The organism is Streptomyces sp. ID05-26A, assembly GCF_033794685.1.
GTDB lineage: Bacteria > Actinomycetota > Actinomycetes > Mycobacteriales > Pseudonocardiaceae > Lentzea.
This window is the reverse complement of record NZ_JARAYZ010000001.1, coordinates 1556279-1579068: the sequence shown is the minus strand read 5'-3', so window position 1 is coordinate 1579068 and position 22790 is coordinate 1556279. Positions and strand designations below refer to the sequence as shown.

37 protein-coding genes are annotated in these 22790 nt (G+C 65.6%); 34 read left to right on the top strand and 3 right to left on the bottom strand.

Annotated elements, in window-relative coordinates:
* Positions 1-5 precede the first annotated feature (5 nt).
* The 3 genes from PV646_RS07685 to PV646_RS07675 are packed head-to-tail and all read right to left on the bottom strand — an operon-like array spanning position 6 to position 1369.
* Entirely contained in the window at positions 6-320 is a 315-nt protein-coding gene (locus PV646_RS07685) for a WXG100 family type VII secretion target (protein WP_500340753.1), read from the bottom strand.
* Positions 317-874, bottom strand: a complete 558-nt coding sequence (locus PV646_RS07680; RefSeq protein WP_500340752.1) for a YbaB/EbfC family nucleoid-associated protein — start codon at positions 872-874, stop codon at positions 317-319. The genes PV646_RS07685 and PV646_RS07680 overlap by 4 nt, the downstream gene beginning before the upstream one ends.
* Positions 875-919: 45 nt before the next feature.
* Positions 920-1369, bottom strand: a complete 450-nt coding sequence (locus PV646_RS07675; protein WP_500340751.1) for an LppU/SCO3897 family protein — start codon at positions 1367-1369, stop codon at positions 920-922.
* A gap of 349 nt (positions 1370-1718) precedes the next feature.
* Here PV646_RS07675 and rpsL point away from each other — a divergent pair, with 349 nt between their 5' ends.
* The 34 genes from rpsL to rpsD all read left to right on the top strand — a co-directional run bounded on the left by rpsL (position 1719) and on the right by rpsD (position 22690).
* Positions 1719-2093 (top strand): 30S ribosomal protein S12, encoded by a 375-nt coding sequence (rpsL, locus tag PV646_RS07670; protein ID WP_030473471.1) that lies wholly within the window; start codon positions 1719-1721, stop codon positions 2091-2093.
* Complete coding sequence (gene rpsG, locus PV646_RS07665; protein WP_030478293.1) at positions 2093-2563, top strand: 30S ribosomal protein S7; 471 nt, start codon at positions 2093-2095, stop codon at positions 2561-2563. The genes rpsL and rpsG overlap by 1 nt, the downstream gene beginning before the upstream one ends.
* A gap of 126 nt (positions 2564-2689) precedes the next feature.
* On the top strand, positions 2690-4741 hold the full coding sequence (gene fusA / locus PV646_RS07660; protein ID WP_500342321.1) for an elongation factor G: 2052 nt from the start codon (positions 2690-2692) through the stop codon (positions 4739-4741).
* A 148-nt stretch (positions 4742-4889) separates the two neighbouring features.
* Positions 4890-6083, top strand: coding sequence for an elongation factor Tu (gene tuf, locus PV646_RS07655; RefSeq protein WP_030478295.1), 1194 nt, complete (start codon positions 4890-4892; stop codon positions 6081-6083).
* A gap of 586 nt (positions 6084-6669) precedes the next feature.
* A complete protein-coding gene (gene rpsJ / locus PV646_RS07650) occupies positions 6670-6975 on the top strand; it encodes a 30S ribosomal protein S10 (RefSeq protein WP_003938093.1) in 306 nt (101 codons plus the stop codon).
* Between the two features lie 27 nt (positions 6976-7002).
* Complete coding sequence (gene rplC, locus PV646_RS07645) at positions 7003-7653, top strand: 50S ribosomal protein L3 (protein WP_189160158.1); 651 nt, start codon at positions 7003-7005, stop codon at positions 7651-7653.
* Entirely contained in the window at positions 7653-8339 is a 687-nt protein-coding gene (rplD, locus tag PV646_RS07640; protein WP_500340750.1) for a 50S ribosomal protein L4, read from the top strand. Before rplC ends, rplD begins: the two co-directional genes overlap by 1 nt.
* Positions 8336-8635 carry a 50S ribosomal protein L23 gene (rplW, locus tag PV646_RS07635; protein ID WP_090065868.1) on the top strand — a complete coding sequence of 100 codons (300 nt, stop codon included), beginning with the start codon at positions 8336-8338 and terminating at the stop codon, positions 8633-8635. Before rplD ends, rplW begins: the two co-directional genes overlap by 4 nt.
* A 19-nt stretch (positions 8636-8654) precedes the next feature.
* A complete protein-coding gene (gene rplB, locus PV646_RS07630) occupies positions 8655-9488 on the top strand; it encodes a 50S ribosomal protein L2 (protein ID WP_030478299.1) in 834 nt (277 codons plus the stop codon).
* An 18-nt stretch (positions 9489-9506) separates the two neighbouring features.
* Complete coding sequence (rpsS, locus tag PV646_RS07625; RefSeq protein ID WP_030478300.1) at positions 9507-9788, top strand: 30S ribosomal protein S19; 282 nt, start codon at positions 9507-9509, stop codon at positions 9786-9788.
* Between the two features lie 34 nt (positions 9789-9822).
* A complete protein-coding gene (gene rplV / locus PV646_RS07620; protein ID WP_500340749.1) occupies positions 9823-10221 on the top strand; it encodes a 50S ribosomal protein L22 in 399 nt (132 codons plus the stop codon).
* Positions 10221-11051, top strand: coding sequence for a 30S ribosomal protein S3 (gene rpsC, locus PV646_RS07615; RefSeq protein ID WP_500340748.1), 831 nt, complete (start codon positions 10221-10223; stop codon positions 11049-11051). The genes rplV and rpsC overlap by 1 nt, the downstream gene beginning before the upstream one ends.
* 3 nt (positions 11052-11054) lie before the next feature.
* A complete protein-coding gene (gene rplP, locus PV646_RS07610) occupies positions 11055-11474 on the top strand; it encodes a 50S ribosomal protein L16 (RefSeq protein ID WP_089915289.1) in 420 nt (139 codons plus the stop codon).
* Complete coding sequence (rpmC, locus tag PV646_RS07605) at positions 11474-11716, top strand: 50S ribosomal protein L29 (protein WP_030478304.1); 243 nt, start codon at positions 11474-11476, stop codon at positions 11714-11716. Before rplP ends, rpmC begins: the two co-directional genes overlap by 1 nt.
* Positions 11713-11994 carry a 30S ribosomal protein S17 gene (gene rpsQ / locus PV646_RS07600; protein WP_500340747.1) on the top strand — a complete coding sequence of 94 codons (282 nt, stop codon included), beginning with the start codon at positions 11713-11715 and terminating at the stop codon, positions 11992-11994. Before rpmC ends, rpsQ begins: the two co-directional genes overlap by 4 nt.
* Before the next feature lie 86 nt (positions 11995-12080).
* Positions 12081-12449 (top strand): 50S ribosomal protein L14, encoded by a 369-nt coding sequence (gene rplN, locus PV646_RS07595; protein ID WP_030478306.1) that lies wholly within the window; start codon positions 12081-12083, stop codon positions 12447-12449.
* A gap of 2 nt (positions 12450-12451) precedes the next feature.
* The gene (rplX, locus tag PV646_RS07590) at positions 12452-12766 is read left to right on the top strand and encodes a 50S ribosomal protein L24 (protein WP_189160162.1); all 315 of its coding nucleotides are present in this window, start codon (positions 12452-12454) and stop codon (positions 12764-12766) included.
* Positions 12763-13332 carry a 50S ribosomal protein L5 gene (gene rplE / locus PV646_RS07585; RefSeq protein ID WP_500342317.1) on the top strand — a complete coding sequence of 190 codons (570 nt, stop codon included), beginning with the start codon at positions 12763-12765 and terminating at the stop codon, positions 13330-13332. Before rplX ends, rplE begins: the two co-directional genes overlap by 4 nt.
* A gap of 4 nt (positions 13333-13336) precedes the next feature.
* The gene (locus PV646_RS07580; RefSeq protein ID WP_030473455.1) at positions 13337-13522 is read left to right on the top strand and encodes a type Z 30S ribosomal protein S14; all 186 of its coding nucleotides are present in this window, start codon (positions 13337-13339) and stop codon (positions 13520-13522) included.
* Positions 13523-13642: 120 nt separating this feature from the next.
* Complete coding sequence (gene rpsH / locus PV646_RS07575) at positions 13643-14041, top strand: 30S ribosomal protein S8 (RefSeq protein WP_030478309.1); 399 nt, start codon at positions 13643-13645, stop codon at positions 14039-14041.
* A 12-nt stretch (positions 14042-14053) separates the two neighbouring features.
* Positions 14054-14593, top strand: coding sequence for a 50S ribosomal protein L6 (rplF, locus tag PV646_RS07570; protein ID WP_500340746.1), 540 nt, complete (start codon positions 14054-14056; stop codon positions 14591-14593).
* A 1-nt stretch (position 14594) separates the two neighbouring features.
* The gene (rplR, locus tag PV646_RS07565; protein WP_090015388.1) at positions 14595-14996 is read left to right on the top strand and encodes a 50S ribosomal protein L18; all 402 of its coding nucleotides are present in this window, start codon (positions 14595-14597) and stop codon (positions 14994-14996) included.
* A 34-nt stretch (positions 14997-15030) separates the two neighbouring features.
* Positions 15031-15639, top strand: coding sequence for a 30S ribosomal protein S5 (rpsE, locus tag PV646_RS07560; RefSeq protein WP_030473451.1), 609 nt, complete (start codon positions 15031-15033; stop codon positions 15637-15639).
* Between the two features lie 2 nt (positions 15640-15641).
* Complete coding sequence (gene rpmD / locus PV646_RS07555; RefSeq protein WP_090094710.1) at positions 15642-15827, top strand: 50S ribosomal protein L30; 186 nt, start codon at positions 15642-15644, stop codon at positions 15825-15827.
* Positions 15824-16267 carry a 50S ribosomal protein L15 gene (gene rplO / locus PV646_RS07550; protein ID WP_030478314.1) on the top strand — a complete coding sequence of 148 codons (444 nt, stop codon included), beginning with the start codon at positions 15824-15826 and terminating at the stop codon, positions 16265-16267. The genes rpmD and rplO overlap by 4 nt, the downstream gene beginning before the upstream one ends.
* Positions 16268-17045: 778 nt before the next feature.
* On the top strand, positions 17046-18356 hold the full coding sequence (gene secY / locus PV646_RS07545) for a preprotein translocase subunit SecY (RefSeq protein WP_500340745.1): 1311 nt from the start codon (positions 17046-17048) through the stop codon (positions 18354-18356).
* Entirely contained in the window at positions 18357-18905 is a 549-nt protein-coding gene (locus tag PV646_RS07540; RefSeq protein WP_090074342.1) for an adenylate kinase, read from the top strand.
* 59 nt (positions 18906-18964) lie between these two features.
* Positions 18965-19750: a type I methionyl aminopeptidase gene (gene map / locus PV646_RS07535; protein ID WP_500340744.1), complete on the top strand. Its 786-nt coding sequence runs from the start codon at positions 18965-18967 to the stop codon at positions 19748-19750.
* A gap of 203 nt (positions 19751-19953) precedes the next feature.
* Positions 19954-20535, top strand: coding sequence for a hypothetical protein (locus PV646_RS07530; protein WP_500340743.1), 582 nt, complete (start codon positions 19954-19956; stop codon positions 20533-20535).
* Positions 20536-20657: 122 nt separating this feature from the next.
* Positions 20658-20879, top strand: a complete 222-nt coding sequence (gene infA, locus PV646_RS07525; protein ID WP_005166804.1) for a translation initiation factor IF-1 — start codon at positions 20658-20660, stop codon at positions 20877-20879.
* 25 nt (positions 20880-20904) lie between these two features.
* Positions 20905-21018 (top strand): 50S ribosomal protein L36, encoded by a 114-nt coding sequence (gene rpmJ / locus PV646_RS07520; protein WP_010148647.1) that lies wholly within the window; start codon positions 20905-20907, stop codon positions 21016-21018.
* Positions 21019-21235: 217 nt separating this feature from the next.
* The gene (gene rpsM, locus PV646_RS07515; protein WP_045309821.1) at positions 21236-21616 is read left to right on the top strand and encodes a 30S ribosomal protein S13; all 381 of its coding nucleotides are present in this window, start codon (positions 21236-21238) and stop codon (positions 21614-21616) included.
* A gap of 37 nt (positions 21617-21653) precedes the next feature.
* Complete coding sequence (rpsK, locus tag PV646_RS07510; protein WP_015105236.1) at positions 21654-22061, top strand: 30S ribosomal protein S11; 408 nt, start codon at positions 21654-21656, stop codon at positions 22059-22061.
* 23 nt (positions 22062-22084) lie between these two features.
* Positions 22085-22690 (top strand): 30S ribosomal protein S4, encoded by a 606-nt coding sequence (rpsD, locus tag PV646_RS07505; protein WP_189160783.1) that lies wholly within the window; start codon positions 22085-22087, stop codon positions 22688-22690.
* The last annotated feature ends 100 nt before the right edge of the window (positions 22691-22790 follow it).

Genomic DNA, 22790 nt, shown 5'->3' with positions numbered 1-22790 from the left:
GACTGCTATCCGCTGATACCGCGTGCGTTGAACTGGTCCTGCTGTTCCATCAGGTTCGCGGACTCTTCGAGGTTCTTCCCGATGTCCTGCAACGTCTTCGCGACCTCCGCCATCACCTTGCGGACGCCGTCGGACGCGGGCACGTAGTCGGTGCCGAACTTCTGGCCCGCCTCGTCGTCGCCCCAGCACCGGCCCTCGGCGTCGAGGCCGCGTGCCAGCGCGGCGGCGCCGGTCGCCATGTCCTCGCCGGTGCTCACCATCTTCGCCGCCGCCGAGCGGACCCCGGCGGCCTCCAGGTACGTGCGGCCACCGGCGCTCACCAGCGGTCTCCCTTGCCCATGATCGAGTTGCCGCCGAAGTCCTCGTCCTCTTCGGTGCTGACCGCGCGCCGGACCGGGCTCGCCTCCTTGCGCAGCACCGAGGAACCGAAGTCCTCATCGGACGGCGGGGGCGGCGGCACGGGCTCGTCGCGTTGCTCGACCCGGAAGATGTCCTTGATCGACGGTGCGCCGGGCACGATGTCCGGCAGGTCGACGGTGCCCTCTTCCGAGGTCAGCGGGGCCATGTGGGCGTTGACCTGCTCGCGCACGTTCTGCGCGGCGCGCCGGGCCACCTGCGTGATCGTCTGCGCCAGCTGCTCGGGGGTGACCCGCTCGAGCGCGCGCGGCCCGAGTTCGAGCTTGTCCAGCACACCCGTCGAGTCCACGGTCACCACGACGTTGCCGTCGGGGGAGGACGCCACACCCGACATCGCCGCGATCGCGGCCTGGGCGTCGCGCAACCCGTCGGTGCGGTCCTTGAGTTCCCGCATCAGGTTGTCGAGGGTGCCGCGCAACTCTGCGTTACGAGTCGCTAGCTGATCGTCGTCGAGCACGCCGGAAACCTATCGAACACGATCAACTCGTGTCGGCCGAACGGCTCAGTTGGTGATGCAGATCGTCTTCACCGGCTGCGAGTACGTCTTCGCGTCGTCACCGTTGCACAGCGCTTTGTCCGACTTGCCGTCCACGACCTTCGCGACCTTGCGCGTCCCGGTGCCGCACGCCACCCGTTCGAAGTACTGGTTGACCGCTTTGAGGCAGTCGCCCTCCTGCACGTTGAGGACGTAGCAGAGCCGCGTCTTGCCGTTCGTCCGGGAACGTCCCGAGGACTCGGTCAGGTAGTCACCGGTCGGGCACATCGTGCGTCGCTCACGGGAGGACACGCGGTACACGGCCTCCTGCGACGAACAGTCCACTTCGGCCATGTCGACGCTGGTGTTGTTCACGTCGACCTGCTTCGCGCACTCCCCGACGCCGGCCTGCTCGTGCCAGCCGGAGCACCCCGCCAGCGCCAGGGTCAGGGCGGTGAGGACTGTGAGACCCGCCACGCGTCCGGACCCGCGCTCGCACGACGTCATCCGCTGCCGCCACACCGTTTCGTGCCTCCTGCCCAGGAGTAACCTGCATGGACATGTCTACTGCAGGGGCGGGTGCGGTACCCCCGTTTTGACCCAGGTAGACGTGGGCGGGTATCTTTGCTACCTGTGCCCGACCCATGTCGGGCCGCTCCGCGTGCCCGTGAGGCAGCGGTGTCCTCCACTCGCAGTGGCAGTTGAACTGTTGCTTGCGGACCTTGGGAGCGGGCGACACGCCCGACCTCGGGTGCAGAGAGGGATCAAGAAACACGAGGGTGAACCGCAAGGCGAACCCTCAAAAGACGGAAGAAGTAGCCGGCGAATGCCAACGATCCAGCAGCTGGTCCGCAAGGGCCGCCAGGACAAGGTGGCCAAGCAGAAGACGGCGGCCCTCAAGGGCTCGCCGCAGCGGCGCGGTGTGTGCACCCGCGTTTACACCACCACCCCCAAGAAGCCGAACTCCGCACTGCGCAAGGTCGCTCGCGTGAAGCTGACCAGCGGTATCGAGGTCACGGCCTACATCCCCGGTGAGGGTCACAACCTCCAGGAGCACTCGATGGTGCTCGTGCGCGGTGGTCGTGTGAAGGACCTGCCGGGTGTTCGCTACAAGATCATCCGTGGCTCTCTCGACACGCAGGGTGTCAAGAACCGCAAGCAGGCTCGCAGCCGCTACGGCGCGAAGAAGGAGAAGAGCTAATGCCCCGCAAGGGACCGGCCCCGAAGCGGCCGCTTATCTCTGACCCGGTCTACAGCTCGCCTCTCGTGACCCAGCTCATCAACAAGGTGCTGGTCGACGGTAAGCGCTCGGTGGCCGAGAAGATCGTTTACGAAGCGCTCGAAGGTGCTCGCGAGAAGACCGGCACCGACCCGGTCGTCACGCTGAAGCGCGCGCTCGACAACGTGAAGCCGTCGCTGGAGGTCAAGAGCCGCCGCGTCGGTGGTGCGACCTACCAGGTGCCGATCGAGGTCAAGCCCGGTCGTTCCACCACGCTGGCGCTCCGTTGGCTGATCACCTTCTCCCGGCAGCGCCGTGAGAAGACCATGGTCGAGCGTCTGATGAACGAGCTGCTCGATGCGAGCAACGGCCTCGGTGCCAGCGTCAAGCGTCGCGAGGACACGCACAAGATGGCCGAGTCCAACAAGGCCTTCGCTCACTACCGCTGGTGATCTGACGCCCGGCCTGCAGAGGTCGGGCTCTCCCAGCCCCAGTGAGCTCACAAGCTCAAGACAGGGGAAAGACCCGTGGCACAGGACGTGCTCACTGATCTTGCCAAGGTCCGCAACATCGGGATCATGGCCCACATCGACGCGGGCAAGACCACGACGACTGAGCGGATCCTCTTCTACACGGGGATCAGCTACAAGATCGGCGAGGTTCACGACGGCGCTGCCGTGATGGACTGGATGGAGCAGGAGCAGGAGCGCGGCATCACGATCACGTCGGCCGCGACGACCTGCTACTGGAAGAACCACCAGATCAACCTGATCGACACGCCCGGCCACGTCGACTTCACCGTCGAGGTCGAGCGCAACCTGCGCGTCCTCGACGGCGCCGTTGCCGTCTTCGACGGCAAGGAGGGCGTCGAGCCGCAGTCCGAGCAGGTCTGGCGGCAGGCGACCAAGTACGACGTCCCGCGCATCTGCTTCGTCAACAAGATGGACAAGCTCGGCGCGGACTTCTACTTCACGATCAAGACGATCCAGGACCGGCTGGCCGCCAAGCCGCTGCCGCTCCAGATCCCGATCGGTGCCGAGAGCGACTTCATCGGCGTTGTCGACCTGATCGAGATGCGCGCTCTCACGTGGCGTGGCGAAGTCCAGAAGGGCGAGGACTACGCGATCGAGGAGATCCCCGCGGATCTGCTCGAGAAGGCGCAGGAGTTCCGCGAGCAGCTTCTCGAGGCCGTCGCCGAGACCGACGACGACCTCACCGAGAAGTTCTTCGAGAACGGCGACCTGTCCGTCGAGGAGATCAAGGCCGGCCTCCGCAAGATCGTCGCCGCGGGCACCGCGTACCCGATCCTGTGCGGCTCCGCGTTCAAGAACAAGGGCGTCCAGCCCATGCTCGACGCGGTGATCGACTACCTGCCGTCGCCGCTCGACCTCCCGCCGGTCGAGGGCACGCTGCAGGACGGCGAGACCGTCGTGAAGCGCAGCCCGTCCAGCGACGAGCCGTTCTCCGCGCTGGCGTTCAAGATCGCCGTGCACCCGTTCTTCGGCAAGCTCACCTACATCCGGGTCTACTCGGGTCAGGTCTCCGCCGGCACCCAGGTCATCAACGCGACCAAGGACCGCAAGGAGCGCATCGGGAAGATCTTCCAGATGCACGCCAACAAGGAGAACCCGGTCACCGAGGCCATCGCGGGCCACATCTACGCCGTGATCGGTCTCAAGGACACCACGACCGGTGAGACCTTGTGCGACCCGCAGCACCCGATCGTGCTCGAGTCGATGACCTTCCCCGAGCCCGTCATCCAGGTGGCCATCGAGCCCAAGACGAAGGCGGACCAGGAGAAGCTCGGCACCGCGATCCAGAAGCTGGCCGAGGAGGACCCGACGTTCCGGGTCAACCTCGACCAGGAGACGGGCCAGACCATCATCGCCGGCATGGGCGAGCTCCACCTGGACATCCTGGTGGACCGCATGCGCCGCGAGTTCAAGGTCGAGGCCAACATCGGCAAGCCTCAGGTGGCGTACCGGGAGACCATCCGCCGTGCGGTGGAGAAGTACTCCTACACCCACAAGAAGCAGACCGGTGGCTCCGGCCAGTTCGCGAAGGTGCTCGTCACCGTCGAGCCGCTGGAGAAGAAGGAAGACGGCGCGCTCTACGAGTTCGTCAACGCCGTCACCGGTGGTCGCATCCCGCGTGAGTACATCCCGTCGGTCGACGCGGGTGCACAGGACGCGCTGCAGTACGGCGTGCTGGCGGGCTACCCGCTGGTCGGCGTGAAGGTGACGCTGCTCGACGGCGCCTACCACGAGGTCGACTCCTCGGAAATGGCGTTCAAGATCGCTGGTTCGATGGCCCTCAAGGAAGCCGCCCGTCAGGCGTCTCCCGCGATCCTCGAACCGCTGATGGCCGTCGAGGTCACGACGCCCGAGGAGTACATGGGCGACGTGATCGGCGACCTGAACTCCCGCCGTGGCCAGATCCAGGCCATGGAGGAGCGCAGCGGCATCCGTGTCGTCAAGGCACTGGTTCCGCTGTCGGAAATGTTCGGGTACGTGGGTGACCTGCGGTCCAAGACCCAGGGTCGTGCCAACTACTCGATGGTGTTCGACTCCTACGCCGAGGTGCCTGCAAGCGTCTCGAAGGAGATCATCGCGAAGGCGACCGGGGAGTAATTCCCCACCGGAGCACCGCAGTTCCACCGCGGGCTCTCCGGGGGTGAATCCCTGGGGTCCGCTACTTTCAGACCCTGACGTGTAAGTCCGGCGGGTGGCCACAGATGCCCGCCGGACCAGCAAAAAAGAAGTCCAGGAGGACAATCCAGTGGCCAAGGCGAAGTTCGAGCGGACGAAGCCGCACGTCAACATCGGCACCATCGGTCACATCGACCATGGCAAGACCACGCTGACCGCGGCGATCTCCAAGGTTCTGCACGACGCGTTCCCCGACGTCAACGCCTCGTTCGCGTTCGACCAGATCGACAAGGCGCCGGAAGAGAAGCAGCGCGGCATCACGATCTCGATCGCGCACATCGAGTACCAGACGGAGAACCGTCACTACGCGCACGTCGACTGCCCCGGGCACGCCGACTACATCAAGAACATGATCACCGGTGCGGCGCAGATGGACGGCGCCATCCTCGTTGTGGCGGCGACCGACGGTCCCATGCCGCAGACGAAGGAGCACGTCCTCCTGGCCCGCCAGGTCGGCGTCCCCTACATCGTCGTCGCCCTGAACAAGGCCGACATGGTGGACGACGAGGAGATCCTGGAGCTCGTCGAGCTCGAGGTCCGCGAGCTGCTCTCCGAGTACGAGTTCCCGGGCGACGACCTGCCGGTCGTGCGCGTTTCGGCGCTGAAGGCGCTGGAGGGCGACGAGACCTGGGGCAAGTCCGTGCTCGAGCTCATGGCCGCCGTTGACTCGGCGATCCCGGAGCCGGAGCGCGACACCGAGAAGCCGTTCCTCATGCCCGTCGAGGACGTCTTCACGATCACCGGCCGCGGCACCGTGGTGACCGGTCGTATCGAGCGCGGCATCATCAACGTGAACTCGGAAATCGAGATCGTCGGTATCAAGGAGACGTCGAAGAAGACGACGGTCACCTCGATCGAGATGTTCAAGAAGTTCCTGGACGAGGGCCGCGCCGGCGACAACGCCGCGCTGCTGCTCCGTGGCATCAAGCGCGAGGAGGTGGAGCGCGGCATGGTCATCGTCAAGCCGGGCACCACGACCCCGCACACCGAGTTCACGGCGCAGGTCTACATCCTGTCCAAGGACGAGGGTGGCCGCCACACGCCGTTCTTCAACAACTACCGTCCCCAGTTCTACTTCCGGACGACGGACGTGACCGGCGTTGTGACGCTCCCCGAGGGCACCGAGATGGTCATGCCGGGTGACACCACCGGTATGGACGTCAAGCTGATCCAGCCGATCGCCATGGACGAGGGCCTCCGCTTCGCGATCCGCGAGGGTGGCCGCACCGTCGGCGCCGGCTCGGTCACCAAGATCCTCAAGTGATCTAGCTGCACCAGTTCGGCGTGAAGCCGGGCCAACGACTTCGTTGGCCCGGCTTTCGTCGTTCAGATGCGAATTGTGCGTCAGCTCACGTTGGGCTGGCGCAGGCGCGCGGGTGACAGAGCGCCGCCGCGGTTCTGTTGCCGGGCAATGGAACCGGCGCGGCCGTCGCTCCACATGCGACGGACACGGTGGCTCACCGGCCAAGATCCGCACGTGATCTGGATCCAAGTCACCCACCCCGATTTGGAGTGCCCCACGCCCGTGTGGCATCCTTTACGGGTTGCTCGATGAAGGCACGGGTCGCACTCGTGCGTGCCTGAGTCCTTCGATCGAGCGTCCGCGCCCTGTTAGTGAACGCCTCCTTGCGGAGATGGGCATCAGGGTGCATGGGCTGTGTGGTAGGCCCAATCCCACCGGGGAGACCTTGAGTGGGACCGGTATGCGTAGCGGGCGCGACACGCCCGACCGCGTGGACCGGGCACCATGACACTTCAACAGGGGCGGAGCGCGCCAAGAGGCTGTAAAAGGCCTCATCCGAGGCACCGCACCGCAGCGGTTACGAGAAGCAGAGGAACGGCAAGCCATTATGGCGGGACAAAAGATCCGCATCCGGCTCAAGGCCTACGACCACGAAGCGATCGACGCGTCTGCGCGCAAGATCGTGGAGACCGTGACGCGCACCGGCGCTCGGGTTGTCGGGCCTGTGCCGCTGCCCACTGAGAAGAACGTGTACTGCGTCATCCGCTCGCCGCACAAGTACAAGGACTCGCGCGAGCACTTCGAGATGCGCACGCACAAGCGGCTGATCGACATCCTCGACCCGACGCCGAAGACGGTTGACGCGCTCATGCGCATCGACCTGCCGGCCAGCGTCGACGTCAACATCCAGTAAGCGTTGGGCGCGGAGAGTAACGGACCAATGTCTGACAGGCAGATGAAGGGCATCCTGGGCACCAAGCTCGGCATGACTCAGGTCTTCGACGAGAACAACCGGGTCGTCCCGGTGACCGTCGTCAAGGCTGAGCCCAATGTCGTGACCCAGGTACGCACCGAAGAGAAGGACGGCTACACCGCCGTCCAGCTGGCGGCCGGCGCGATTGACCCGCGCAAGGTCAACAAGCCCGTCGCGGGGCACTTCGCCAAGGCCGGGGTCACGCCCCGTCGCCACCTGGCGGAGCTGCGCACGGCGGACGCCGGCGAGTACACGGTCGGCCAGGAGATCACCGCTGAGGTGTTCGAGGCCGGCGCTGTTGTCGACATCACCGGCACCAGCAAGGGCAAGGGCACCGCAGGTGTCATGAAGCGCCACAACTTCAAGGGCCTCGGCTCCAGCCACGGCACCCAGCGCAAGCACCGCTCGCCGGGTTCCATCGGTGGCTGTGCCACGCCTGGTCGCGTCTTCAAGGGTCTGCGCATGGCTGGCCGCATGGGCCACGAGCGCGTCACGACCCAGAACCTGAAGGTGCACAAGATCGACGCCGAGAACGGCCTGCTGCTCATCAAGGGCGCTGTTCCCGGCCCCAAGGGTGGTCTGGTGTTCGTCCGGACTGCAGCGAAGGGTGGTGCCTGATGTCGACCGTTGAGATCCGCACCCCGGACGGCAAGTCCGCCGGCTCGGTCGAGCTGCCGGCTTCCGTCTTCGACGCGCAGGCCAACGTGGCGCTGCTGCACCAGGTCGTCGTGGCCCAGCAGGCCGCCGCGCGCCAGGGCACGCACTCCACGAAGACCCGCGGCGAGGTGTCCGGCGGTGGCAAGAAGCCTTACCGCCAGAAGGGCACCGGCCGTGCCCGCCAGGGTTCGACGCGTTCGCCGCAGTTCGTCGGCGGTGGCGTCGTCCACGGCCCGCAGCCGCGTGACTACTCGCAGCGGACGCCCAAGAAGATGAAGGCCGCCGCTCTGCGTGGCGCCCTTTCCGACCGGGCCCGCGCGAACCAGGTCCACGTCGTGTCCGGCCTGGTGGACGGGGACACCCCGTCGACCAAGACCGCGCGCAAGGTCCTGGAGTCGGTCACCCAGGCTCGTCGCGTTCTCGTGGTGCTCAACCGCACCGACGAGGTCGCGTGGGTCAGCGTGCGCAACCTGCAGCACGTGCACGTGATCGCGCCCGACCAGCTCAACACCTACGACGTGCTCGTCAACGACGACGTGGTGTTCACCAAGGACTCGCTCGACGTGTTCCTCGCCAGCAAGTCCCAGCAGGGTTCTGGCTCGGCTGAGGCCACGGCGGTCGTAGTGGACGAGGAGGGTTCCAAGTGATCCCCGACCACAGGGACATCTTGCTCGCGCCGGTGATCTCCGAGAAGTCCTACGGGCTCCTCGAGGAGAACAAGTACACCTTCTTGGTGGCGCCGGGGTCGAACAAGACCCAGATCAAGATTGCCGTGGAGAAGGTCTTCGGCGTCAAGGTCGTCAGCGTCAACACCATCAACCGCCAGGGCAAGCGCAAGCGGACCAAGAGCGGTTTCGGCAAGCGCAAGGACACGAAGCGCGCGATCGTCACGCTGTCTGCCGACAGCAAGTCGATCGAGATCTTCGGCGGCCCTGCCGCCTGATGACGAGGACTGCGTAGAGATGGGCATTCGCAAGTACAAGCCGACGACGCCTGGTCGTCGCGGTGCGAGCGTCTCCGACTTCGCCGAGATCACTCGGTCGACTCCGGAGAAGTCGCTGATCCGCCCGCTGCACAAGCTGGGTGGACGCAACGCGTCGGGCAAGATCACCACTCGTCACAAGGGTGGCGGTCACAAGCGGGCGTACCGCTTGATCGACTTCCGTCGCAACGACAAGGACGGCGTGCCGGCCAAGGTCGCTCACATCGAGTACGACCCCAACCGCACCGCGCGCATCGCGCTTCTGCACTACGCAGACGGCGAGAAGCGCTACATCATCGCCCCGGAGAAGCTCAAGCAGGGTGACACGGTTGAGAACGGCCCCAAGGCCGACATCAAGCCGGGTAACAACCTGCCGCTGCGCAACATCCCGGTCGGTTCCGTGATCCACGCCATCGAGCTTCGCCCCGGCGGCGGCGCGAAGATGGCCCGCTCGGCTGGTGCCTCGGTCCAGCTCGTGGCGAAGGACGGTCCGTACGCCCAGCTGCGGTTGCCCTCGGGCGAAATCCGCAACGTGGACGTGCGCTGCCGCGCCACGCTCGGCGAGGTCGGCAACAAGGACCACCAGAACATCAACTGGGGCAAGGCCGGCCGCATGCGGTGGAAGGGCAAGAAGCCCACCGTCCGCGGTGTCGCCATGAACCCCGTTGACCACCCGCATGGTGGTGGTGAAGGTAAGACCTCCGGTGGTCGCCACCCGGTCAACCCGGCTGGTAAGCCCGAAGGCCGTACCCGCCGCCGTAAGCCAAGCGACAAGCTCATCGTCCGGCGTCGTCGCACCGGTAAGAAGCGCTGAGCAGGGAGGGAGTGAAGGATGCCTCGCAGCCTTAAGAAGGGTCCCTTCGTCGACGACCACCTGCTCAAGAAGGTGGACGTTCAGAACGAAGCGGGCAAGAAGACCGTCATCAAGACGTGGTCCCGCCGGTCCACGATCATCCCGGACATGCTCGGCCACACCATCGCGGTGCACGACGGTCGCAAGCACGTCCCGGTGTTCGTGACCGAGGCGATGGTCGGGCACAAGTTGGGCGAGTTCGCCCCGACCCGCACCTTCAAGGGCCACATCAAGGACGACCGGAAGTCTCGTCGCCGCTAGGCGTCGAACTGAGAAGAGCAAGGGAAAAGCAGCGATGAACGCCCGTAAGGACGCTGAGGCAGCGGAGTTTCCGCGCGCCGTGGCTCGGGCTCGTTACGTTCGCGACACCCCCATGAAGGTGCGTCGCGTCATCGAGCTCATCAAGGGTCGTAACGCAAGCGAGGCCCTGGCCGTGCTCCAGTTCGCGCCCCAGGCCGCCTCTGAGCCGGTCGCGAAGGTGCTCGCCAGCGCCATGGCCAACGCCGAGAACAACCAGTCCCTGGACCCCTCCACCCTCTGGGTGGCGGTGGCCTACGTGGACGAGGGTCCGACCCTCAAGCGTTTCCGCCCGCGTGCCCAGGGCCGCGCGTACCGGATTCGCAAGCGGACGTCGCACATCACCATTGAGGTGGAGTCGCGTCCGAAGAAGACCAGCGCGAAGGGAACCCGGTAGTGGGCCAGAAGATCAACCCGCACGGCTTCCGGCTGGGGATCACCACCGACTGGAAGTCCCGCTGGTACGCCGACAAGCAGTACGCCGAGTACGTGGCGGAGGACGTCAAGATCCGCCGCCTGCTCAGCAAGGGCATGGAGCGTGCCGGCATCTCCAAGGTGGAGATCGAGCGGACCCGTGACCGGGTGCGCGTCGACATCCACACCGCCCGGCCGGGCATCGTCATCGGCCGTCGTGGTGCCGAGGCGGACCGCATCCGCGGTGAGCTGGAGAAGCTCACCAAGAAGCAGGTCCAGCTGAACATCCTCGAGGTCAAGAACCCCGAGTCGGACGCGCAGCTCGTGGCACAGGGTGTCGCCGAGCAGCTGTCCAACCGCGTCGCCTTCCGGCGCGCGATGCGCAAGGCCATTCAGTCGGCCATGCGTTCGTCGCAGGTCAAGGGCATCCGCGTGCAGTGCGGCGGTCGCCTCGGCGGCGCCGAGATGTCCCGCTCGGAGCACTACCGCGACGGCCGCGTGCCGCTGCACACGCTCCGCGCGAACATCGACTACGGCTTCTTCGAGGCCCGCACCACGTTCGGCCGTATCGGCGTGAAGGTGTGGATCTACAAGGGCGACATCGTCGGTGGCATCTCGGCGAAGCGCGCGCTCGACGCGGCTCCGGCTCAGGCCGACCGCGCTCCGCGCCGTGACCGCAACGAGCGTCCGAACCGTGCACGTCGCTCCGGTGCCAGCGGCACCACCGCGACGAGCACCGAGGCCGGCCGTGCCGCCGCTGACGCTTCGGCGTCGGCTGAGGCCCCGGCTTCTGCAGAGAAGACGGAGAGCTGAGCCATGCTCATCCCTCGTAGGGTCAAGCACCGCAAGCAGCACCACCCCAAGCGGTCGGGTGCTGCCAAGGGCGGCACGAAGGTCACCTTCGGTGAGTTCGGCATCCAGGCTCTGGAGCCGGCGTACGTCACCAACAGGCAGATCGAGTCCGCTCGTATCGCCATCACGCGCCACATCCGTCGTGGCGGCAAGGTCTGGATCAACATCTTCCCGGACCGTCCGCTGACGAAGAAGCCGGCCGAGACCCGCATGGGTTCCGGTAAGGGTTCGCCGGAGTGGTGGGTGGCCAACGTCAAGCCGGGTCGCGTCCTCTTCGAGATGGCGTTCCCGAACGAGCAGGTCGCTCGCGAGGCGCTCCGCCGCGCGATCCACAAGCTCCCGATGAAGTGCCGCATCGTTACGCGTGAGGGTGGTGAGTTCTGATGGCAGCGGGTACCACCGCTTCCGAGCTGCGTGAGCTCACCGAGGAAGAGCTCGTGCTGCGTCTGAAGGAATCGAAGGAAGAGCTGTTCAACCTTCGCTTCCAGATGGCCACGGGCCAGCTCGACAACAACCGGCGTCTGCGCACGGTCCGGCATGACATTGCCCGGATCTACACCGTGATGCGGGAGCGGGAGCTCGGGCTCTCCGTCACGCCGGATTCCACTGGTGAGGGTGCGGCATGACCGACAGCAACGAAGTTCAGACCGAGAAGCGCAACGACCGCAAGGTCCGCGAGGGCCTCGTCGTGTCCGACAAGATGGACAAGACGATCGTCGTGGCGCTCGAGGACCGCAAGAAGCACCCGCGTTACTCCAAGATCATGCGCTCCACCACCAAGGTGAAGGTGCACGACGAGGAGAACGCGGCGGGCGTCGGCGACCGCGTGCAGCTCATGGAGACCCGGCCTCTGTCGGCGACCAAGCGCTGGCGTCTCGTCGCCATCCTCGAGAAGGCCAAGTAGTCCCCTAGAGGGATCAAGCATCTAGACAGACCGAGCCCGTCGGGTCGGAAATCCGGCGGGCCAGGAATGGTCAAGGAGCAAGTCAAGTGATTCAGCAGGAGTCGCGGCTTCGTGTCGCCGACAACACTGGTGCGAAGGAAATCCTTTGCATCCGTGTTCTCGGTGGCTCTGGCCGCCGCTACGCGGGCATCGGCGACATCATCGTCGCCACCGTCAAGGACGCGATCCCCGGTGCCGGTGTGAAGAAGGGTGACGTCGTCAAGGCCGTCATCGTCCGCACCGTCAAGGAGCGTCGTCGTCCGGATGGCTCGTACATCCGCTTCGACGAGAACGCCGCCGTGCTCATCAAGAACGACAACGAGCCCCGCGGTACCCGCATCTTCGGCCCGGTCGGCCGTGAGCTGCGCGACAAGAAGTTCATGAAGATCATCTCGCTGGCTCCGGAGGTGCTCTGACCATGAAGGTGAAGAAGGGCGACACTGTCGTCGTTATCGCCGGCAAGGACAAGGGCGCGAAGGGCAAGGTCATCCAGGCCTACCCGGAGACCGGCAAGGTCCTGGTCGAGGGCGTCAACCGGATCAAGAAGCACACCAAGATCACGCAGACCCAGCGGGGCGCGCAGTCTGGTGGCATCGTGACCCAGGAAGCCCCGATCAACGTCTCCAACGTGATGGTGGTCGACTCGGACGGCAAGCCGTCTCGTGTTGGTTACCGGACGAACGACGAGGGCAAGCGGGTCCGCATTTCCCGTCGTAACGGGAAGGACATCTGATCATGACCACCGCAGAGAAGATCATCCCGCGGCTCAAGACGCGCTACCGCGACGAGGTGAAGGGCGAGCTGCTCAAGCAGTTCAACTTCGCCAACGTGATGCAGATCCCGGGCGTCGTGAAGGTCGTCGTCAACATGGGTGTCGGCGACGCCGCCCGTGACGGCAAGCTGATCGAGGGTGCCGTCAAGGACCTCTCGATCATCACCGGCCAGCGCCCCGAGGTCCGTCGGGCCCGCAAGTCCATCGCGCAGTTCAAGCTGCGTGAAGGCATGCCGATCGGTGCGCGCGTCACGCTGCGCGGCGACCGCATGTGGGAGTTCCTCGACCGTCTGCTGACGATCGCGCTGCCCCGTATCCGCGACTTCCGCGGCCTCTCGGGCAAGCAGTTCGACGGCAACGGCAACTACACGTTCGGTCTGAACGAGCAGTCGATGTTCCACGAGATCGACCCGGACGCTATCGACCGGCCTCGCGGCATGGACATCACCGTCGTCACCACCGCCACGAACGACGAGGAGGGCCGGGCGCTGCTGAAGCACCTGGGCTTCCCGTTCAAGGAGAACTGACTCGATGGCCAAGAAGGCGTTGATCAACAAGGCCGCGAAGAAGCCGAAGTTCAAGGTCCGGGGTTACACCCGGTGCCAGCGTTGCGGCCGCCCCCACGCGGTGTTCCGCAAGTTCGGCCTCTGCCGGATCTGCCTGCGCGAGATGGCTCACCGCGGTGAGCTGCCTGGCGTGAGCAAGTCCAGCTGGTAATTCCAAGCTTCATTACTTCGCTGTAGGCCCGCACACGACCGTCCTGCCCTCCCTTCACGGGGAGGGCGGGTCTGGACCCTGAGCCGGTGAACCGCAGCGAGAAAGGTTGACCAGGTCACCATGACGATGACCGATCCCATCGCAGACATGCTCACTCGTCTGCGGAACGCGAACTCGGCTTACCACGACAAGGTCGTGATGCCGCACTCCAAGATCAAGGCGAACATCGCCGAGATCCTCAAGCGCGAGGGCTACATCGCCTCGTACCGCGACGAGGACGGCGAGGTGGCCAAGAACTTGGTCGTCGAGCTGAAGTACGGCCCGAACCGTGAGCGCAGCATCGCCGGCCTCCGCCGCGTGTCCAAGCCCGGTTTGCGCGTGTACGCGAAGTCCACTGGCCTGCCCCGAGTTCTCGGTGGCCTCGGCGTGGCGATCATTTCGACCTCTGGCGGTCTCATGACCGACCGTCAGGCCAACAAGGCAGGCGTGGGCGGAGAAGTCCTCGCCTACGTTTGGTAAGGGGGAGTAGACATGTCGCGCATCGGTAAGCAGCCGATCATTGTCCCCTCCGGGGTCGACGTGAACATCGCCGGTCAGGACGTCAGCATCAAGGGCCCCAAGGGTCTCCTGACGCTGACGCTCGCTGAGCCGATCATCGTCGAGAAGGCCGAAGACGGCACTCTCGAGGTCAAGCGCCCGAACGACGAGCGCCGGAACCGCGCGCTCCACGGCCTGTCGCGCACGCTCGTGCACAACATGGTCGTCGGCGTGACCCAGGGCTACGAAAAGAAGATGGAAATCCACGGCGTCGGTTACCGCGTCGCGCTCAAGGGCTCTGAGCTCGAGTTCGCGCTCGGTTACTCGCACCCGGTCAAGGTCGAGGCCCCCCAGGGCATCACCTTCGCGGTCGAGACCCCGACCCGTTTCTCCGTCTCGGGTATCGACAAGCAGCTGGTCGGTGAGGTTGCCGCCAACATCCGCAAGCTGCGCAAGCCCGACCCGTACAAGGGTAAGGGCGTCCGGTACTCGGGCGAGAAGATCCGTCGCAAGGTCGGAAAGACGGGTAAGTGACATGAGCGAGTCGACTGTTACGAAGCGCAAGCCGGTGGGCAAGGACATCTCCACCAGGCGTCGTGTTGCGAAGGCCCGTCGCCACTTCCGCCTCCGCAAGAAGGTCAACGGCACCGCCGAGCGTCCGCGCCTGGCCGTGCACCGTTCGTCGAAGCACATCACCGTGCAGATCATCGACGACCTGAAGGGCCACACGATCGCGTCCGCTTCCTCCATGGAAGCCGACGTCCGTGCCCTGGACGGCGACAAGAAGGCCCGTGCGGCCAAGGTCGGCCAGCTGGCCGCGGCCCGCGCCAAGGACGCCGGCGTCACGGCGGTCGTGTTCGACCGCGGCGGCAACGCGTACCACGGCCGGATCGCTGCTCTGGCGGATGCCGCTCGCGAGGCGGGGCTGGAGTTCTGACAATGATCATTTCTGGAATTGAGAGGGACGCCTGATGCCAGGACGTACGCGTCGCGAAGGCGGCGGGGGCGAGCGCGGAGAGCGCCGCGACCGTCGTGACGGCGGCCGCGGCGGCGCGGCCCAGGAGAAGACCCCCCACCTCGAGCGCGTGGTTGCGATCAACCGCGTCTCCAAGGTGGTCAAGGGTGGTCGTCGCTTCAGCTTCACCGCGCTCGTCGTGGTGGGTGACGGCGACGGCATGGTCGGCGTCGGTTACGGCAAGGCCAAGGAAGTTCCCGCGGCCATCGCCAAGGGTGTCGAGGAAGCGAAGAAGAACTTCTTCCGCGTTCCCCGCATCGCCGGCACCATCCCCCACCCGGTCCAGGGTGAGAAGGCCGCTGGTGTGGTCCTGCTGCGTCCGGCCTCGGCCGGTACCGGTGTCATCGCGGGTGGCGCTGTTCGCGCCGTCCTCGAGTGCGCCGGCGTGCACGACGTGCTGTCGAAGTCGCTCGGCTCCGACAACGCGATCAACATCGTGCACGCGACCGTGGCGGCCCTCAAGGGTCTGCAGCGTCCGGAAGAGGTCGCGGCCCGTCGTGGCCTGCCCCTCGAGGACGTCGCTCCCGCCGGCATGATCCGCGCCCGCGCGGGCCAGGGGGTCTGATCATGGCTCAGCTGAAGATCACCCAGGTCCGCAGCACCATCGGTACCAAGCACAACCACCGCGAGTCGATGCGCACCCTCGGGCTGCGCAAGATCCGTCAGTCGGTCGTGCGTGAGGACACCCCCCAGGTGCTCGGCCTGATCAACGCCGTGCGTCACCTGGTTGTTGTCGAGGAGGTCCAGTCGTGACCATCAAGATTCACGACCTGCGTCCGGCCCCCGGCGCCAAGACCGCCAAGACCCGCGTCGGTCGTGGTGAAGGCTCCAAGGGCAAGACCGCCGGCCGCGGTACGAAGGGCACGGGCGCTCGCAAGAACGTCTCGCCGCGCTTCGAAGGTGGCCAGATGCCGCTGCACATGCGGCTCCCGAAGCTCAAGGGCTTCAAGAACCCGTTCCGCACCGAGTACCAGGTGGTGAACGTTTCCTCGATCGCCGCCTCGTTCCCCGAGGGTGGTTCGGTCGACGTTCCCGCGCTGGTGCTGGCCGGGCTGGTCCGCAAGGGCTCGCTCGTCAAGGTGCTGGGTGACGGGGATGTCTCCGTCAAGCTGGATGTCACGGCTGACAAGTTCTCCAAGACCGCTGTGGAGAAGTTGGCGGCTGCTGGTGGGTCTTCCACCGTGGCTTCCTGACGCGTCTCGCGTGTGAAGGGCCCCGAGGCTTCGCCTCGGGGCCCTTCTGCTTTGGTGGCGCCCTGTGCCGTGGGTGGTCGCCTTGCGGGCGGCCTGGTTGCGTTGAGTGCTTCCCCTGGGGCTCTGCCCCAGACCCCGGCAATCTGAGATGGGGGCCAGCGCCATGAGTGGGTAGATGGCACGCCTGTTGCTTAGAGCGGCTGCCTGTTGCGTACGAGGGTGCGTCGGCGGTGGGGTCCCATCACGAGCCGAGCCAAGAGCGGGCCACATGTCTGAGGGGGTGTCAACTCGACGAAAAGCGTGTCGAGTTGACACCCCCTCAGACATGCAGCAAGAGCTATGGCGCGACTCGTGATGGGACCCCACCGCCCAGCTCGTTTGCCAAAGACGGCTCGCCTTCGGCTTCGCGGTTGATCCGGGCACCTGCTCGCCCTCTGGGTGTGCGACTGCTGTCTCGGTTGGGTCCCCGTTCTGGTTCGCTCTGCGGGGATTTTTGCGGGAACTTTGGGGCGTGTGTGGACGTTCGCGGACGGCGTAACTGCTGCTCGTAGCACGGATTTGCCGTCGGCGATACCCCGGATGGCCTAGTGGTTCGGTCAGAGATCAACCAGTTGGAACCTGTGATTGGCCACTGGGTACGGCCTGGTCGGGGAGGGCTGTTAGAGTCGCGGGCTGAACCCGGATGTCCTCCGGGTTGCTTGGTCGTGGCTACCTGACTCGGCCTGCCAACTACCGCATGTGCCGGTCCCTGGGGGTCGGCAACGCTCAGGAGGTTCGCGTGCTCGGCGCATTCCGCTCGGCTCTCGCGACGCCGGATCTACGCAAAAAGATCCTGTTTACGCTCGGGATCATCATTGTGTACCGGCTTGGTGCGACCATGCCCGCGCCGGGCGTGTCCTTCAAGAACGTGCGGGCGTGTGCTGAAGCGCTTGAAGGCCAGAACATCTACTCGCTGATCAACCTGTTCAGCGGTGGTGCTCTGCTCAACCTGTCCGTGTTCGCGCTGGGCATCATGCCCTACATCACCGCGAGCATCATCATCCAGCTCCTCACCGTGGTGATTCCGCGGTTCGAGCAGCTGAAGAAGGAAGGACAGGCTGGTCAGGGCAAGCTCACGCAGTACACGCGCTACCTGACGATCGGTCTGGCCATCCTGCAGTCGACCGGTCTCGTGGCGCTGGCCGTGCGCGGGCAGCTCTTCGGTGAGTGCGACCAGGACGTCATTCCTGGCAAGGACAGCATCTTCACGCTGATCGTGCTGGTCATCACCATGACCGCCGGTACCTCGGTCATCATGTGGCTCGGTGAGCTCATCACCGAGAAGGGCATCGGCAATGGCATGTCGTTGCTGATCTTCACCGGTATCGCCGCCCGCATCCCCGCCGAGGGCAAGAACATCCTCGACAAGAGCGGCCTCACGTTCACCCTCGTGGTGATCGCCGCTCTGATCATCATCGCGAGCGTCATCTACGTCGAGCAGGCCCAGCGTCGCATCCCGGTGCAGTACGCCAAGCGCATGATCGGCCGCCGCATGTACGGCGGTACGTCGACGTACCTTCCTCTCAAGGTGAACCAGGCCGGCGTCATCCCGGTCATCTTCGCCTCTTCGCTGCTGTACCTGCCGGACCTGATCGTGCGTCTGACCCAGGGCTCCTCCACCGAGCAGAACTGGTTCTCCACCTTCGTGCAGACCTACCTGGTCAAGCAGTCGAGCTGGGTGCACATCGCCACGTACTTCCTGCTCATCGTCTTCTTCACGTACTTCTACGTGGGCATCACGTTCAACCCGGACGAGCGTGCCGACGAGATGAAGAAGTTCGGTGGGTTCATCCCCGGCATCCGTCCCGGTCGTCCCACCGCCGAGTACCTCAAGTTCGTCCTGGGCCGCATCACGCTTCCCGGTTCGCTCTACCTCGGCATCGTGGCGATCCTGCCGAACCTGTTCCTGGACCTGACCGGTGACGGTCAGAACCAGAACTTCCCGTTCGGCGGCACCGCGGTTCTGATCATGGTCGGTGTCGGTCTCGACACCGTGAAGCAGATCGAGAGCCAGCTCATGCAGCGCAATTACGAAGGGTTCCTCCGCTAGATGCGACTCGTTCTCGTTGGCCCGCCCGGTGCGGGCAAGGGCACCCAGGCCGAAGTTCTGAGCCGCAAGCTCGGCGTGCCGCACATCTCGACGGGCGACCTCTTCCGGTCACACATCAGCAACCAGACCGAGCTCGGGCTGGAGGTGCAGAGCATCCTCGACGAGGGCGCTCTCGTGCCGGACTCCATCACGAACGAGATGGTGCGCAAGCGTTTGGCCGAGTCCGACGCCGCGGACGGGTTCCTGCTCGACGGGTTCCCCCGCAACGTCGCCCAGGCCGACAAGCTGGGTGAGTTCCTCGCTGTCGGTGGCCACTCGCTCGACGCGGTGCTGGAGTTCCGGGTCGACGAGGACGTCGTGGTGGAGCGGCTGCTCGCACGGGGGCGCACGGACGACAAGGAAGACGTCATCCGGCACCGCCAGCAGGTGTACCGCAACGAGACCGCGCCGCTGCTGAGCTACTACGCGGAGAAGGTCATCTCCATCGACGCCGTCGGTGAGATCGACGAGATCAGCGAGCGAGCGCTCGCCGCGCTGAACGAGAAGTGACAGGCGGGCTGCTTCAGCGGCTCCGTGCTGTCGTCACAGGTGCAACAGATCGTGAAGGCATGAGCAAGATCGAGATCAAGACCCGCGGCCAGCTGGAGGCCATGCGCGCCTCCGGCCTGGTCGTGGCACGGGCCCTGCAGAACGTCGTCGACGCGGTGAAGCCCGGTGTGTCCACGTGGGACCTCGACGAGATCGCCGAGCAGACCATCCGCGACGCCGGCGCCATCCCGTCGTTCAAGGGCTACCACGGCTTCCCGGCGAGCATCTGCGCGTCGGTGAACGACCAGATCGTCCACGGCATCCCCAGCAAGACGCAGGTGCTGGCCGAGGGTGACCTGATCTCCATCGACTGCGGCGCGATCCTCGACGACTGGCACGGCGACTCGGCCGTCACGGTCGGCGTCGGTGAGCTGTCTCCCGCGGACCACAAGCTGTCCGAGGCGACCAGGCTGTCGATGCTCGCGGGCATCGAGGCCGCGGTGGCCGGCGGCAGGCTCACGGACATCTCGTTCGCCATCGAGTCCTCGGCCATCGAGTCGGGGGAGCGCGACGGCATCGAGTACGGCGTGGTCGCGGACTACGGCGGCCACGGCATCGGCTCCAAGATGCACATGGAGCCGTTCCTGCCGAACTTCGGCAAGCCGGGCAAGGGGCCGAGGCTCAAGGTCGGCATGGCCATCGCGATCGAGCCGATGCTGACGCTCGGCACCGACGACTCCCAGGAGCTCGAGGACGGCTGGACCGTCATCACGCTCGACGGCACCCGTGCCGCGCACTGGGAGCACAGCGTCGCGATCACCGAGGACGGTCCCTGGGTGCTCACCGCGCCGGAGGAAAGCAAGTAGCCCCAACGGTTTTGGACATGACCCCGTTCACCCTCCGGTGAACGGGGTTATTTCGTTTGTCAGGGCCGATACGGTCGAGGTGACGAGCGAGTCCAATGCTTGGGGGCATTGTGGGGGTAACCCGTTTCGTCCTGTCCGCCCTTCTGATTCCACTTGCAGGCTGTGCTGCCTCTAAGCCGGCCACCGATTTCACCTACCAGGACGTGCCGGCGGAGCGGATCGCCGACCGGATCTTCCTGGCGGACGCCATCGCGGCGGCGGAGGGCTGCCGACCGCCGTTCTCCGACGTCGTCGTGCGGCGTCCGAACTTCGTCAGCCCGCCGGCACCTGTCGACGGCGGTTGTGGCGGCAGCGTTCGTGCCGCCGCGTCGTGGGAGTACGTCGACGCCGTGAGTCGCATCACGGTCCTGCACGACGTCGTCGTGCGGGAGTGGGACGTCCTGCTCCAGTCCGGACCGGAGGCCGCCGAGACGCGCTCGTACGGGGCGACGTTGCTGCAGTGCCTCGACCGGGCCGGGTTCGTCCAGCGCGGTCCCGGCGATCCGAGTTTGGAGACTTACGGCATCGGGTCGGGCGACATCGCACTCAACAACGCAGCTCAGCGGTGTTCTGACGACACCGGCTACGGCTGGAGAGCCGCCTCCCAGCGCCTGCGAACGCTCAAGTCCGTGCTCGGCAAGCACGAGTCGGAGATCAACGACATCGCGCGGCTGAGGCCTGTGCTCGAGCGGGGTGCGCGGCTCGGCGGGGGGTCTCAGCGGACCCGATTTGGGTTGCCGCAGTGAACTGCGTACACTGGTCAGGTGGCGCATCTGTCGCGCCGGTTCTGTCATGCCCTCGCAGGTGAGATCGAACCGGGCTGGGACGCGCCCAAACGTATTTATCACCGTCACGAAACGCGGAGGACATGGGCAAGAAGGACGGGGCCATTGAGGTCGAGGGCCGCGTAGTCGAGCCGCTCCCCAACGCGATGTTCAGGGTCGAGTTGGAGAACGGTCACAAGGTACTCGCGCACATCAGCGGCAAGATGCGACAGCACTACATCCGCATCCTCCCTGAGGACCGGGTTGTCGTGGAGCTCTCGCCCTACGACCTGTCCCGCGGGCGCATCGTCTACCGCTACAAGTGACCTCCAGTAGCAGGAGATCTCAGGCGTGAAGGTTCAGCCGAGCGTCAAGAAGATCTGCGACAAGTGCAAGGTGATCCGCCGTCACGGCCGGGTCATGGTGATCTGCGAGAACCTGCGCCACAAGCAGCGCCAGGGCTGAGCAGTTCCACTCGCGCTCGTCGAGATCTTTCGATGACGCAGTAACGAGACACTCCTCGCACCTACCGCACGGGCTCCATGCGTGCGGACACCCCCGGATTCCAGGCCGGGGCCGGGACACCGGCTGTGAGAGCAGCCGGAACGACACACAGCGAGTCAGTCACCGGAATTGGGCGAGGAGCAGACCTGGAAGTCAAACGACAGGAGTTAACCGCCACATGGCACGACTCGCTGGCGTAGACCTCCCCCGCGAAAAGCGGATGGAGATCGCGCTCACCTACATCTTCGGCATCGGTCGTACGCGCTCCAAGGAGCTGCTCGCCGCCACGGAGATCTCCCCGGACCTCCGGGTGAAGGATCTGACGGACGACGACCTCGCCAAGCTGCGGGACCACATCGAGACGAACTACAAGGTCGAGGGTGACCTTCGCCGTGAGGTCGCGGCCGACATCCGTCGCAAGATGGAGATCGGTTGCTACGAAGGTCTTCGGCACCGTCGTGGCCTGCCCGTTCGCGGACAGCGCACCAAGACGAACGCCCGTACCCGCAAGGGTCCGAAGAAGACCGTGGCCGGCAAGAAGAAGGCCGGCAAGAAGTAAGACCTCGCGTCTACTGCCCTCAACTTAGGAGTTCGTTTTGCCACCCAAGTCCCGTACGGGCGCCGGGGTCAAGAAGGTCCGGCGCAAGGAAAAGAAGAACGTCTCGCACGGCCAGGCGCACATCAAGAGCACGTTCAACAACACCATCGTGTCCATCACGGACCCGCTGGGCAACGTGATCAGCTGGGCGTCCGCCGGCCACGTGGGCTTCAAGGGCTCTCGCAAGTCCACGCCGTTCGCGGCGCAGATGGCTGCCGAGAACGCCGCCCGCAAGGCCGCCGAGCACGGCATGCGCAAGGTGGACGTGTTCGTCAAGGGTCCCGGCTCCGGCCGTGAGACCGCGATCCGTTCGCTGCAGGCCGCCGGTCTCGAGGTCGGCACCATTCAGGACGTGACCCCGCAGCCCCACAACGGCTGCCGCCCGCCCAAGCGGCGCCGGGTCTGAGGAACGGGGAGGAGTAAGAACTCATGGCTCGTTATACGGGACCCGCGACGCGCATCTCGCGTCGCCTCAAGGTTGACCTCGTCGGTGGGGACCAGGCGTTCGAGCGCCGTCCGTACCCGCCCGGCCAGCATGGCCGTGGCCGGGTCAAGGAGTCCGAGTACCTGCTGCAGCTCCAGGAGAAGCAGAAGGCTCGCTACACCTACGGCGTCCTCGAGAAGCAGTTCGTCCGTTACTACAAGGAAGCGGTTCGCCGTCCGGGCAAGACCGGCGAGAACCTGCTCCAGATCCTCGAGGCTCGCCTCGACAACGTGGTGTACCGCGCGGGCCTCGCCCGCACGCGTCGCCAGGCTCGCCAGCTGGTCAGCCACGGTCACTTCATCGTGAACGGCCACAAGGTCAACATCCCGAGCTTCCAGGTGTCGAAGTTCGACATCATCGACGTGAAGCCGAAGTCCATGCCCACGCTGCCCTTCGAGGCTGCGCGCGCGTCCTTCGGTGACCGCCCGATTCCCGCTTGGCTGCAGGTCGTGTCCTCGAACCTGCGCATCCTCGTGCACCAGCTGCCCGAGCGCGCGCAGATCGACACGCCCGTCACCGAGCAGCTCATCGTCGAGCTCTACTCGAAGTGATCCTCTCCGAGCCACCGTCTCTTGTGGACGGTGGCTCGGGTCGGGTCCCGCATCGGCGCGAAGGGTGTGCCGAGTGCGTTTGCCGGTCTTCGTGACTGGC

Excerpts from the sequence above, each read along its gene's own strand:
- rpsH (WP_030478309.1), top strand. The coding sequence starts at position 13,643 with ATGACGATGACCGATCCCATCGCAGACATGCTCACTCGTCTGCGGAAC.
- rpsL (WP_030473471.1), top strand. The coding sequence starts at position 1,719 with ATGCCAACGATCCAGCAGCTGGTCCGCAAGGGCCGCCAGGACAAGGTG.
- rplB (WP_030478299.1), top strand. The coding sequence starts at position 8,655 with ATGGGCATTCGCAAGTACAAGCCGACGACGCCTGGTCGTCGCGGTGCG.
- rpsE (WP_030473451.1), top strand. The coding sequence starts at position 15,031 with ATGCCAGGACGTACGCGTCGCGAAGGCGGCGGGGGCGAGCGCGGAGAG.
- PV646_RS07580 (WP_030473455.1), top strand. The coding sequence starts at position 13,337 with ATGGCCAAGAAGGCGTTGATCAACAAGGCCGCGAAGAAGCCGAAGTTC.
- infA (WP_005166804.1), top strand. The coding sequence starts at position 20,658 with ATGGGCAAGAAGGACGGGGCCATTGAGGTCGAGGGCCGCGTAGTCGAG.
- rplV (WP_500340749.1), top strand. The coding sequence starts at position 9,823 with ATGAACGCCCGTAAGGACGCTGAGGCAGCGGAGTTTCCGCGCGCCGTG.
- rplD (WP_500340750.1), top strand. The coding sequence starts at position 7,653 with ATGTCGACCGTTGAGATCCGCACCCCGGACGGCAAGTCCGCCGGCTCG.
- PV646_RS07540 (WP_090074342.1), top strand. The coding sequence starts at position 18,357 with ATGCGACTCGTTCTCGTTGGCCCGCCCGGTGCGGGCAAGGGCACCCAG.
- rpsJ (WP_003938093.1), top strand. The coding sequence starts at position 6,670 with ATGGCGGGACAAAAGATCCGCATCCGGCTCAAGGCCTACGACCACGAA.
- map (WP_500340744.1), top strand. The coding sequence starts at position 18,965 with ATGAGCAAGATCGAGATCAAGACCCGCGGCCAGCTGGAGGCCATGCGC.
- rpsQ (WP_500340747.1), top strand. The coding sequence starts at position 11,713 with ATGACCGACAGCAACGAAGTTCAGACCGAGAAGCGCAACGACCGCAAG.
- fusA (WP_500342321.1), top strand. The coding sequence starts at position 2,690 with ATGGCCCACATCGACGCGGGCAAGACCACGACGACTGAGCGGATCCTC.
- rpsG (WP_030478293.1), top strand. The coding sequence starts at position 2,093 with ATGCCCCGCAAGGGACCGGCCCCGAAGCGGCCGCTTATCTCTGACCCG.
- rpmC (WP_030478304.1), top strand. The coding sequence starts at position 11,474 with ATGGCAGCGGGTACCACCGCTTCCGAGCTGCGTGAGCTCACCGAGGAA.
- rplX (WP_189160162.1), top strand. The coding sequence starts at position 12,452 with ATGAAGGTGAAGAAGGGCGACACTGTCGTCGTTATCGCCGGCAAGGAC.
- rplP (WP_089915289.1), top strand. The coding sequence starts at position 11,055 with ATGCTCATCCCTCGTAGGGTCAAGCACCGCAAGCAGCACCACCCCAAG.
- rpsS (WP_030478300.1), top strand. The coding sequence starts at position 9,507 with ATGCCTCGCAGCCTTAAGAAGGGTCCCTTCGTCGACGACCACCTGCTC.
- rpsD (WP_189160783.1), top strand. The coding sequence starts at position 22,085 with ATGGCTCGTTATACGGGACCCGCGACGCGCATCTCGCGTCGCCTCAAG.
- rpmD (WP_090094710.1), top strand. The coding sequence starts at position 15,642 with ATGGCTCAGCTGAAGATCACCCAGGTCCGCAGCACCATCGGTACCAAG.
- rplF (WP_500340746.1), top strand. The coding sequence starts at position 14,054 with ATGTCGCGCATCGGTAAGCAGCCGATCATTGTCCCCTCCGGGGTCGAC.
- rplC (WP_189160158.1), top strand. The coding sequence starts at position 7,003 with ATGTCTGACAGGCAGATGAAGGGCATCCTGGGCACCAAGCTCGGCATG.
- rpsM (WP_045309821.1), top strand. The coding sequence starts at position 21,236 with ATGGCACGACTCGCTGGCGTAGACCTCCCCCGCGAAAAGCGGATGGAG.
- rplR (WP_090015388.1), top strand. The coding sequence starts at position 14,595 with ATGAGCGAGTCGACTGTTACGAAGCGCAAGCCGGTGGGCAAGGACATC.